The sequence below is a fragment of the Eikenella sp. Marseille-P7795 genome (genome assembly GCF_916618725.1).
GTDB lineage: Bacteria > Pseudomonadota > Gammaproteobacteria > Burkholderiales > Neisseriaceae > Eikenella > Eikenella longinqua.
The window spans coordinates 85895-97429 of record NZ_CAKAJZ010000006.1; the positions used below are offsets into that span (position 1 = coordinate 85895).

General features: G+C 58.1%; 10 protein-coding genes and 1 pseudogene. 6 read left to right on the forward strand and 5 right to left on the reverse strand.

The features are described from left to right. Positions 1–43: 43 nt before the first annotated feature. The 5 genes and pseudogenes from LG371_RS09495 to LG371_RS09520 all read right to left on the reverse strand — a co-directional run bounded on the left by LG371_RS09495 (position 44) and on the right by LG371_RS09520 (position 4713). A complete protein-coding gene (locus LG371_RS09495; RefSeq protein ID WP_225748349.1) occupies positions 44–619 on the reverse strand; it encodes a hypothetical protein in 576 nt (191 codons plus the stop codon). Next, a pseudogene (locus LG371_RS09505) lies at positions 612–1569 on the reverse strand (PTS sugar transporter subunit IIC). The gene LG371_RS09495 and the pseudogene LG371_RS09505 overlap by 8 nt, the downstream one beginning before the upstream one ends. Positions 1570–1860: 291 nt before the next feature. Further along, positions 1861–3711, reverse strand: coding sequence for an anaerobic ribonucleoside-triphosphate reductase (nrdD, locus tag LG371_RS09510; protein WP_225748378.1), 1851 nt, complete (start codon positions 3709–3711; stop codon positions 1861–1863). A gap of 6 nt (positions 3712–3717) precedes the next feature. Then, the gene (gene nrdG / locus LG371_RS09515; RefSeq protein ID WP_067594871.1) at positions 3718–4272 is read right to left on the reverse strand and encodes an anaerobic ribonucleoside-triphosphate reductase activating protein; all 555 of its coding nucleotides are present in this window, start codon (positions 4270–4272) and stop codon (positions 3718–3720) included. Positions 4273–4407: 135 nt separating this feature from the next. Continuing rightward, positions 4408–4713, reverse strand: coding sequence for a hypothetical protein (locus LG371_RS09520; protein ID WP_225748352.1), 306 nt, complete (start codon positions 4711–4713; stop codon positions 4408–4410). 28 nt (positions 4714–4741) lie between these two features. Between LG371_RS09520 and LG371_RS09525 the strand changes: the two genes are divergently transcribed. From LG371_RS09525 to gyrB, 6 genes are all read left to right on the forward strand, one after another. After that, entirely contained in the window at positions 4742–5932 is a 1191-nt protein-coding gene (locus tag LG371_RS09525; protein WP_225748353.1) for a hypothetical protein, read from the forward strand. Positions 5933–6097: 165 nt separating this feature from the next. Then, a complete protein-coding gene (locus LG371_RS09530) occupies positions 6098–6556 on the forward strand; it encodes a hypothetical protein (RefSeq protein WP_067594877.1) in 459 nt (152 codons plus the stop codon). Between the two features lie 232 nt (positions 6557–6788). Further along, entirely contained in the window at positions 6789–7226 is a 438-nt protein-coding gene (locus LG371_RS09535; RefSeq protein WP_067594880.1) for a hypothetical protein, read from the forward strand. Between the two features lie 302 nt (positions 7227–7528). Next, positions 7529–8446 carry an EamA family transporter RarD gene (rarD, locus tag LG371_RS09540; protein ID WP_225748354.1) on the forward strand — a complete coding sequence of 306 codons (918 nt, stop codon included), beginning with the start codon at positions 7529–7531 and terminating at the stop codon, positions 8444–8446. A gap of 178 nt (positions 8447–8624) precedes the next feature. After that, positions 8625–8978 (forward strand): hypothetical protein, encoded by a 354-nt coding sequence (locus LG371_RS09545; protein ID WP_067594886.1) that lies wholly within the window; start codon positions 8625–8627, stop codon positions 8976–8978. An 80-nt stretch (positions 8979–9058) separates the two neighbouring features. After that, complete coding sequence (gene gyrB, locus LG371_RS09550; protein WP_067594889.1) at positions 9059–11458, forward strand: DNA topoisomerase (ATP-hydrolyzing) subunit B; 2400 nt, start codon at positions 9059–9061, stop codon at positions 11456–11458. Positions 11459–11535 lie beyond the last annotated feature (77 nt).

Sequence of the window (11535 nt, forward strand, 5' to 3'; positions counted from 1 at the left end):
AAACATCGCCAACTATTTTCAGGTAGCCTATTGGCCGAAGGGCTTATTCCAGCGTCCACTTCAGCTGCTCGTGCAATTTCAGGTAGCCTTCGCTCGGAAACGGGTGTTCGCCCCAGCGCCGCAGGTATTCCGCTTCGCCGATGTGGCAGTAGAGATGGTGCAGAATCCGGTGGATTTTCCCGGCCAGCTCATGGCGCGGCACCCGCCCCCGCCACAGGGTTTCCTGCCCTCGGGCAGTGAAGCCGAAGCTGAAAAACCAATCGGCAGAATGCAAAAGCAGCAGCTCGGCATCGGGGCTGCCTTCTTCCGCATACGCCAGCAGCGCCAGTTCGCCCGGCTCGTCGAGAAACAGCACTTTCTGCTCGGTGATGCGCCCGCCATTTTGCAGCGCCACGCCCAAAGCAGCCAAATCGCCGAGCGAATCGTGCAGGTAGGAAACCGCCTGCTTGAAGCTTTGGCCGTTATACGCCACGCTCACGCTGGCCCAGCCCGCATCGTGCAATTCATAAGCAATATCGAAACCGCCGCCCATCCTTCCTCCCGCATTCCATCCAAACCGATAGCCAAGGCTACCTGAAAATGGTTTTCCCGTTTTCAGGTAGCCTCTTCTGCTACACATCAATCCGGTAATCTTCCGGCGCAATCCATTTGAGCCGGCCCACAAACAGCCAATCCGCCGCATACGCCCCGGCCACCGGCACCACCACAAACACCAGTACAGCCACCGCCAGCTGCCCCGCGCCCCAGCCCGCCAGCTTCAAATGGTTCACCGGGCCGATGAGGCCGCTGATGCCGAAGCCCGCGCTAAACTCCGTGCCCTGAATATGGAACAACGAAGCCAGCGCCCCCGCCATCGCCGCATTGAGCATAATCGGCAGCAAAAGCTTGGGCTTGGCCACGATATTGGGCATGGAAAGCTTGGGAGAGCCCACAAAATGCGCCGCGCAAGTGCCCAAAGAGTTCACCCGCCGACGACACCGGCGACACAATCAGGCAGGCAAACGCCACCGCAATCAGCACCGCCATCAGCGTTTGCTCCAGCGTGAGCAGGTGCGCAATCCACGAGCCCAAGAGCTGCGAAAAAGCCATGAAATACGGAAACGCCAGCCGCCCCAGCGTGCCCGCCGCAAACAGACACACCGTCGGAATCACCAAAATCGCATAGCCGCGCACCCGACTTCTCAGCAGCAAAATCAAGCCTGCTGCAATGCCCGCGGTGAACACCATGGTGAAAATATCGCCCGTGCCCTTGATTTGGATGCCGCTTTCCGCAAAGCGCACCGCCCCGCCGGCAATCATCACCGCCAGCCCCACCGAAATCGACTCAATCGGCGTGAACTTAAACAAATAGCCGATGGCCACGCCCACGGCAATGCCGACCATGGCATTGGTGGCGCCTATCATCTGCGTGAGCACTGAAAGCGGCTCGTAATACGGCGCGAGCGCCTTCACCAGCTCTCCCAACAGCGCACCGGGCACCAACGCCACCACAATGCCCAAGGCCGAGCCGTTGAGCAGGTTCATCATAAAGGATTTGGCTGTGAGCTTGTCCATATTCTCCCCTTTCATCCAAGCCGTTATGTTGCCGGGCACTATAACGCCGCCGGCAAAAACGCGTCAAATACGCAACCTCCCAATGAAGGCTACCTGAAAATCAAAATCCGCCCCAAGCCGGAAAACTTTTTCAGGTAGCCTCATCCGGCTGGCCTCCCTGCCCAACTGGCGCAAAAAAACACGCCGGAAAAATCCGGCGTGATTGATGATGATTTCAGCTAGCCCGAAGGGAGGGAAAAGGCTACCTGAAAACGTCGGCCAGGCGGCAGGCGGAGGCTGTGCCCGCCACCCGGCCAAACTCTTGGCCTAGGCCACTTTGCGCCATTTCTGCTTCTGTTGCGCTTCGCGGTGGTAATGCCTGAGCGCGTGTTCTTTGCGACGACCGCTACTGAATGCGGATACGCGTTTCAGGTAGCCGATGACGCGGGTGCCGTAGTCGATGTCGTGGCTGCCGCAGGCGGAACAGGCGTGCAGGGTGCGTTTGTCGATGTGGCCGCATTCATTGCAGATGGTGATGCGTACGTTCACGCAGAAGTAGTTGCAGCCGGTTTGTGCGGCGATGTCCAAGAGCGAGCGGTAGCCGGATTCGGGCAGGGCTTCGTCGAGGTTCAGGTGCAGCGCGGAGCCGCCGTCGAGCCAGTCCACCAGTTCTTTGCCGTGCAGCAGGAATTTGTCGAGCGCGTTGGTTTCTTCGTCTTCGACGACGTAGAAATAGGAGTTGTAGCAGTCGCGGCTGACTTTGTAGCCGTCGGCCTTGTCCCATTTGGCGTTTTTCACGCCGAGGTTTTCGGCGGGGACGAACTCGGTGTTGAACTTCACGCCGTAATGTTTGCCGGCGGCTTGGTTCGCCTCAAATATGGTTTTCAGACGACCTTGGACGAAGTGGATGTAGTCGTCGTTGTAGCCGACTTTGATGCCTTGCGATTCGGCGGCTTCCGCCATGCCGTTGATGCCGATGGTGAGGAACTGTTTGTCCAGCGTGATGAAGCCTGCGTCGTAAACAGGCAGCATTCCGGCGGCTTGGTATTCTTCCATCAGTTTGCGGTAGGCGTATTGGTATTTGTGGATTTTGGCGACTTCGGCGGCAAGGTCGCGCCCGTCTTGTTCCAGCCGGTTCATGTTGATGGTGATGACGTTGATGGAACCGGTCGCTACGCCGCCCGCGCCGAGGGTGTAGCTGAAAGTGCGGTCTTCAATGGCGTTGCGCAGGCGGCAGCAGGAAGCCAGCGAGTCGGGATTATCGGAAAGATAGACGAAGAAGGAATTGCCCTCCGCCAACTCTTTTGCCATTTCGTCGGCAAACACGGTGTCTTTGCATTTGCCGCCGTCGGTCAGCATGGCGGCGGTAACGACGGGGAAGGTCAAAACGGCTTTGGTGCGCTCCTGATTGAACCATTTGAGGAAGAAGTTTTGCAGCTTCGCCACGCTCGCCCACACCGGTTTGCTGAAATCGGGGAAGACGAAATCGCCGAACATCGCATCGAAATAGTATTGATCGTAAACGGAAATATTCCAAAATACGCTCTGATAGCCGCGTGCGGCAGCGGGCTGGTTGATGCTGTACACCACCTGCTGCATATGGTTGGCAATTTCTTTGCCGTGCGTCTCCAAATAGTCGTCGCCGTAGTCTTTACGGGCGAAGTAGTCGAAATAGGTCAGAAATTCCACCGTCGCCACCGCGCCGGCAAACTGTGCGCTGATGGCAAACACGAGGTTGATAAACGAGCCGCAAAACGATGCCAGATGCTGCGGTGCTTTGGATTCGCCGCCAAGTTTACTTAACCCGTCAAGCAGGAAGGGATACAGCGTAACCGACACACAATAAGGCTTGAGGCTGGTTTCGTCGTGCACATAGATTTCGTGCGCTTCGATTTGGCGCAGATATTCATCGGCCACGGATTGGTCAAACACTTCGGCGATTTTGCGCGACACCTGGGCGCGATTGATCTGCACGAAAAAGTCTTTCATCAATTCGGCTTCCATCGTGGCGATGTTTTTCTGCGTCACGTTGGCGTTGGCGTCCAATTTGGAGCCGTCGGCCGCGTTGTGTGCGCTGATGTAGTCGCTCATGAATTGCAGTTTGCCGTTGAGCTGCTCGGTATCCAGCCGGATCATAGGTTTACTCTCCTGGTTTTTATGGTCGGGTGGGTGAAAAATTGCCGGCTAGGCCGGCTGGGGATGGGCGCCTTGGGCGGCCAGCGGCGGGCGTTGCACCAAGGGGATAACGGGGCGGCGAGGCGCGGCCTGCTCGTTGACAAACAGGTGGTTGAGCACTTCGCCCGTGCGCAAATCAATAAAGCGCTGGTTGGTATCGGGGCTGTCGAGGCCGCCCAGTTCCATCTTCCAGCGGCCGGTTTTGAGATAGGTGAGCTGCGGGATGATGGCGATGGAGGCGCGCTCCAGCTCGTCTTGCTCCAGGCCGGTGTAGAGACAGCTGTGCAGACCGGCTTCGCGCACGGCTTGTAAAAGCGGCAGCAGTTTTTCAGGTAGCCACTCGCCGCCCATAAACAATACGCAGGTAATCAGGCCGCGATAGCGCGCCAGGCGGCTTTGCAGGTATTCTGGCGTTAATTCGGTGCCCAAACCGCCCTTCCAGCTATCAGCGCTGTGGCAGCCTTTGCAGCGCAGCGGGCAGCCGGAAAACAGAAACGCCAGCGACACTTCGCCCGGCACTTCCTGCCACACCACCTGCTCCCGGGTAAATTTCAGCGTTTCCATAGACCTATCCTTAAAAATACAACATATAGTGCTTAAATTTTTCTCAAACACTATATGTTGTGGTGGATTGTCGTGCTTTGGCCGGGAAAACGCAAGCGGTTCGGCCGTTAATTTGAGTTAAAATGCGAGTGATTATCAGATGAAACCGGCAACTGTTTCCTTTGCCGGATTTTTGTGTGAACCAAGATTTGAGGCGCTTTCGGCGGCGTTGGGCCAAGCGATTGTTTCCTTCTTAACCGATAGCGCCGCCGCCATAGGTTTTGATTTGGCGCAAAAGTGTGCCGGCTTGCCGAAGCACCCCCGCGCCACAAGACAAAGGCTACCTGAAAATACTTTTTCAGGTAGCCCTATAAACCAAGCGTTTGCCCGTATTCCTGCGCAAAAACCCATTGGAAAACTTAACGCAATTAGGCATAATATCGCACGCTTTTGCGTAAGCACACATTTCCTTTACTTGAAAGGTTTCTCAATGAACAAACTCGCCCTGCTGCCGATTTTGGCCGCCCTCTCCCTCCCCGCCTTCGCCGCCGACGGCTATCTTACCGAACAGGCTTCGCGCCACAGCGAAACCATCAAAGGAGAAGACCCTGCCGCCAGCCTACTGTTTGAGCGCACCGTGCGCATTGAAGAAGGCCAGAGCAACACCACCCCGCTCGATGTGAAAGCCGGGCAGGTTTATACCGTGTTTGCCGACTGCGCCGCCAACTGCGGCAACATCAGTTTCAGCGTTACCCAAGGCCGCAACACCCTGTTCCGCAAATCACGCGGCGACGGCGCCCGCTACACCTGGCAGGCCGAGCGCGACGGCCGCGTGGAGCTCAACACCGAAATGAAAGACTGCAACCGCAGCCGCTGCCGCTCCATGGTGCAAGTGTTCACCGGCGGCAAAGTGGGCAACAGCGACAGCGCCGGCACCCTGGCCGACGCTCAAAAACGCAACCGCGAGCAAATTCAAGAGCTCGATAAAGACAGCCGCGAGCTGCCCATCATCAGCGGCAGCCTGGCCGACGGCCAAAGCCGCAGCATCGATCTCGAACTTGCCGCCAACAAGTATTACCACATCCGCGCCAACTGCGACGCAAGCTGCGAAGACATCGACCTTGCCCTGAGCGCCAACGGCAAAGCCATCGCCGCCGACACCGACAGCGACAACGTGCCCGCACTCAGCTTCAAAGCTGAGCAAAGCGGCCGCCACCAGCTCAAAATCAGCATGGAAGACTGCGACGCCGACACCTGCGCCTATTCCGTCCAAGTCTTCGAAGGCAGCAGCAACACCGATCCCACCCTGCTGCGCGCCCATCGCACCAACATAGAAGCCGTGCACAACCGCGACCCTGAAGCCCGCGTGTTCCTCCTGCGCCCGCTGAGCCTGGCCCAAGGCCAAAGCCACACCGAGCAGCTCAACCTCACCGCCGGCAAAGTCTATACCTTCTACGGCGACTGCGACGCCCAATGCTCTGACATCGACCTCACCCTGCGCCTCAACGGCCGCATCGTGAAGCAAGACGTATTGGGTGACAGCGTGCCCCTGTTCAGCTACCGCGCCCCGCGCAGCGGCCGCTACAGCGTTACCCTGCCCATGAAAGAATGCAGCAGCACCACCTGCGCCGCCAGCATTCACATCTTCGAAGGCAGCAAAATGGTGTACGACCGCCAATAAGCTCCAACAGGCTACCTGAAATGAGCGTAGCGAAGTTTCTGCGAAGCCAAAAATTTCAGGTAGCCCCTTCCCAAAAGGCTACCTGAAAACCGCACAGCCCAATTTTCAGGTAGCCTCTAGGCAAGCCGAGCATTATCCCCATCATCACACGAAAGGAATCACCAAATGAACAAATTTGCCACCCTCGCCCTGATTGCCGCCATCGCCGCCCCCGCCGCCTTGGCCAACGACCTGCAAAACGAGCACAACACCAACCGCGAAATCGTCAGCAATGTCGACCCCCGCGCCCGCGAACTGCTGCTGCGCCCCGCCCGCATCCACCAAGGCCGCACCTACACCCTGCCCGTTAGCCTGCGTGCCGGCAAGTTCTACACCTTCTTCGGCGACTGCGACAACAATTGCAACAACATAGACATGAACCTGATTGCCGCCAACGGCGCCCGCGTGGCCGGCGACAACCTGCCCGACAACGCCCCGCTGTTCACCTTCCACGCCACCCGCAGCGGCAACTACCGCGTTGTGCTCAGCATGAAAAACTGTGACGACCGCAACGGCTGCAAAGCCTCCATCCACGCCTTCGAAGGCACCCGCCGCGTGTACGACACCTTTATCCGCGCACAATAACCCGCACGGCAAAACCGCCCGCAACCACATTGCAGGCGGTTTTGCCTATTTCCCCGCACATCCCCGCGCAAACCAAACCGAAAGTCCAAAAATTAGCATTTCCTGCCAAGCAGCATCCACCCTCCCCCAATCTTTGCCAAACCCACTCTCCGCCATAGCTATTTTCAATTCCGCCCTCGCCCGCTTTCAGGTAGCCTAGCTCCCCATTTCCACCCGCGCAACCGACACCGCCATGCCCCGCCCAGCCGCACTCCTGCCCATCCTCCTCCTGCTCCTCGCCATCCCCGCTCACGCCGGCGGCTGGCTGCACCAAGCCCAGCGCATGAACCGCGAAGCCGTGCGCAAAGAAGACCGGCAGGCACGGCAGCACAAGCTCTTCCAAGGCCGCCTCTCCCAAGGCCAGGCCCAGCCCAGGCAAGTTACCCTGAGCGCCGGCAAACACTACACCTTCTTCGCCGACTGCGACCGCCACTGCACCAATATCGACCTCACCCTCCTGCTCGACGGCCGCACCATCGCCGCCGACACCGACCCGCACGACGCCCCCATGTTCGGCTGGTACGCCCGCGAAAGCGGCAACTACACCCTCACCCTCACCATGCCCCACTGCTCCGACGAGCAATGCGCCTACAGCATCCAAGTATTCGAAGGCCGCAAGCCCATCCTGTAAACATCCCAATCCTCCAAACTTTTTCAGGTAGCCCCTGCCACACGCCAAAGGCTACCTGAAAAATGCCAACAGCCGCATCACACACCCCCGCCGACGCCCCAACCCTTCCCATCTTAATTAACCCAACTTCACACAACCAGCCGCACACCATTCCACGCAGCCGCCCGCTCGCAGCACAAAGCGCCAAACCCTTTGCGCTGTTTCTCTTTTCCTACGGCATTTTCAGCGCAAACGGGCAAAACGTGCCAATCGGCGCGGGGAGTATTATAATGTTAATTATCTTTAATTCCGAAAGGCTGTGTATGTCACAAACAGGCATGTCGAGAATGGCCAAGGGGATTATTGCGGCCGTGGTCTCCAATATTTTGTTCGGCTCGCTGTTTATGTTTGGCCCGTGGATGCGCCCGATGACCGGCACGGATGTGTTTGCCTGGCGTATTATCGGCACCTTTGCCTGCGCGCTCTCCGTGATGATGCTCACTTCGGCCAAACACGATGCGGCCGCCTTCCTACGCGAAATCGGCGGCAATGTGCGCCGCTGGGTGCTGGTGCTGCTGCCCGCGCCGATTATGATCGGCCAGATTTGGCTGTATATGTGGGCGCCGGTAAACGGCAAGGGTGTGGATGTGTCGATGGGCTATTTCCTGTTTCCGCTCTCGATGATGGTGGGCGGGGTGATGGTGTTCCGCGAGCGGCTGGACAGGCTGCAAATGGTGGCCGTGCTGCTGGCTTCGGCGGCGGTGGCGCTGGAAATCTGGCACAGCGGCACGTTTTCCTGGGTAACCATCGCGGTGTTCGCCACTTTCCCGATCTACTACATCATGCGCCGCCAGCAGGGCGTGCCGCCGCTCTTGGGGCTGCTGATGGATTTGATTTTGGCGCTGCCTTTTGTGATTTGGTATTTGGTGATGTATTCGCCCAGCCCGGCCATGATTGAGGCCAAGCCGATCCTGCTGCTGTTTGTTGTGCTGCTGGGGCTCAACGGCGCGGTGTCGATGCAGATCAACCTCACGGCCAACGAGCTTTTGCCGGTGGTGCTGTTTGGCATGCTGAGCTATTTGGAGCCGGCGCTGCTGTTTTTGCTCTCGGTGTTTGTGTTGGGCGAGCATTTGGATTGGGTAACAATGGTGAGCCACAGCCTGATTTGGGCGAGCATTATCGTGATGCTGTATCACGGCATCCAAGCCATGCGCCGCGAAAAGGCAGAACAGGCTACCTGAAAAATCTGCACCCGCTGCAATGCAATCAACACCAGGCTTCCCGCGCGGAAGCCTTTCTCTTTCCGGCAAAAACGGCATGGGCGTAATGTGTTATAATCGCGCGTTAGATTTCAGGTAGCCTGAAACCGCATTGAACACACATCATTTCCCGATATAACAATACCTTTCATCACCACCCATGCCAAACGAAATCGCCGACATCAGCTACGAAATCCTGGAAAACGAAAACGGCCAAGAAACCCCCGCCCTGTTTATCGCCTGCAATATCAACAACGAAGCAGAAGCAGAGGCATTCGTGGCCGAAGTGCAGCAGGCCGTTTCCAGCCAGCTTTTGATGCCCTGCCAAGAGGCCAAACTCCTGATGATCACCATCATCGGCGGCATCGAGGCCGAAGCCTTCCGCCGGCTTTGGCTGCCGCGCATGGAAGCAGACAAATTATTCGCCGCACTCATGGATAGGCTGGAAACCGCCGTGGTGGTGCACGGCACGCCCGCCGGCGAAATCGTCGGCCAAGCCTCCCTGCTGGCCTAACCGGCTGCCGGTTAAACCTCCTAATTTGCGCTGCCATTTTTCAGGTAGCCTCAACTCATTCTAATCACAGCAAAACCATCATGACAGAACAAACCCAGCAAGAATACGGCGCCGACAGCATCCAAGTCCTCGAAGGATTGGAAGCCGTGCGCAAACGCCCCGGCATGTATATCGGCGACACCCAAGACGGCTCCGGCCTGCACCACATGGTGTTCGAAGTGCTCGACAACGCCATCGACGAAGCCCTGGCCGGCCATTGCGACAACATCACCGTGGCCATCAACGCCGACGAATCCATCACCATCGAAGACAACGGCCGCGGCATCCCCACCGGCATCCACCCGAAAGAAGGCCGCTCCGCCGCCGAAGTCATCATGACCATCCTGCATGCGGGCGGCAAGTTCGACAACAACAGCTACAAAGTCTCCGGCGGCCTGCACGGCGTGGGTGTATCCGTGGTGAACGCGCTTTCTGATTGGTTAAAACTGACGATTTGGCGCGAAGGCAAAGAGCACTTCGTAGAATTCCGCCGCGGCGAAACCGTGGCCCCGCTCAAAGCCGTGGCCGATTGCCCTGCCGACAAACACGGCACGCGCGTGCAATTCCTCGCCAGCGAAGACACCTTCGGCCTCGTGCAATACAAATTTGAAACGCTGGCCAAACGCATCCGCGAATTATCGTTCTTGAACAACGGCGTGAAAATCGAGCTCTTCGACAAGCGCGACGGCAAGCACGAAAACTTCGCCGAAAGCGGCGGCGTGGCCGGCTTCGTGCGCTACACCACCGGCAGCAAAAAACCGCTGCACGACAAAATCTTCTATACCATCGGCGAAAAAGACGGCATGACCGTGGAATGCGCCATGCAGTGGAACGACAGCTATCAGGAATCCGTGCAGTGCTTCACCAACAACATCCCGCAGCGCGACGGCGGCACGCACCTCACCGCCCTGCGCGCCGCGATGACGCGCACGATTAACCAATACATCGAAGCCAACGAAATCGCCAAAAAAGCCAAGGTGGACACCAGCGGCGACGATATGCGCGAAGGCTTGGTGTGCGTGCTTTCCGTGAAGCTGCCCGACCCGAAATTCTCCTCCCAAACCAAAGATAAGCTCGTTTCCAGCGAAATCGCGCCCGTGGTGAACGAAGTGCTCAGCCAGGCGCTGCACGAATTTCTGGAAGAAAACCCGGCAGACGCCAAAATCATCTGCGGCAAAATCGTGGATGCCGCCCGCGCCCGCGAAGCCGCCCGCAAAGCCCGCGAAATCACCCGCCGCAAAGGCGTGATGGACGGCTTAGGCCTGCCCGGTAAACTGGCCGACTGCCAAGAAAAAGACCCTGCGTTATCCGAGCTTTATCTGGTGGAGGGCGATTCTGCCGGCGGCTCCGCCAAGCAGGGCCGCGACCGCAAATTCCAAGCCATCCTGCCGCTGAAAGGCAAAATCCTCAACGTGGAAAAAGCCCGCTTTGAGAAAATGCTCGCCAGCCAGGAAGTGGCCACCCTGATTACCGCGCTGGGCACCAGCATCGGCAAAGAAGAATTCAACTTGGAAAAACTGCGCTACCACCGCATCATCATCATGACCGATGCCGACGTGGACGGCGCCCACATCCGCACCCTGCTGCTCACCTTCTTCTACCGCCAAATGCCCGAACTGGTGGAACGCGGCTACATCTACATCGCCCAGCCCCCACTGTATAAAGCCAAATACGGCAAGCAGGAACGCTACCTGAAAGATGACATGGAAAAAGACGAATTCCTGCTCGGGCTCGCTGTGGACAAAGCCAAAATCGTATCCGGCAGCCGCACGCTGGAAGGCCAAGAGCTGGAGCGCGCCGCCAAGCAGTTCCTGCGCGCCCGCAGCACCATCGAGCAAGAAAGCCGCATCATCGACGGCCTCGTGCTGCGCACCCTGCTCGACACCGACCCCATCGACCTCACCAGCGCCGAAAGCACCGACGCCGCCATCGCCGCGCTCAACCCCCTGCTGCACAGCGAGCAAGTGGCGCTCGAACGCCTCGACGGCCACGAAGGCGGCCATTTCGTGAAAATCACCCGTCAGCTGCACGGCAACGTGATGGTTTCCTACCTTGATCAGAAGTTTATCGACAGCAAGGCCTACCAAACCATCAGCCGCACCGCCGAGCAGCTCAAAGGCCTGGTGCAGCCCGGCGCCCTGCTCTACAAAGGCGAAGCCGAGCCGCAGCCCGTAAACAGCTTCGAGCAGGCCATCGACATCCTGCTCGCCGGCGCGCAAAAAGGCATGACCATCCAGCGCTACAAAGGGCTGGGCGAAATGAACGCCGAGCAGCTGTGGGAAACCACCATGGATCCCGAAGTGCGCCGCCTCTTGAAAGTGCGCATCGAAGACGCCATCGCCGCCGACGAAGTATTCGTCACCCTCATGGGCGACGAAGTGGAGCCGCGCCGCGAGTTTATCGAAACCAACGCCCTGATTGCGCAGAATATCGACGCGTAACCAGCCGCACATTTTTCAGGTAGCCTTCTCTTTCCCTACCTATTCATCAACTTGACCTGAATATTTATATAACAAAT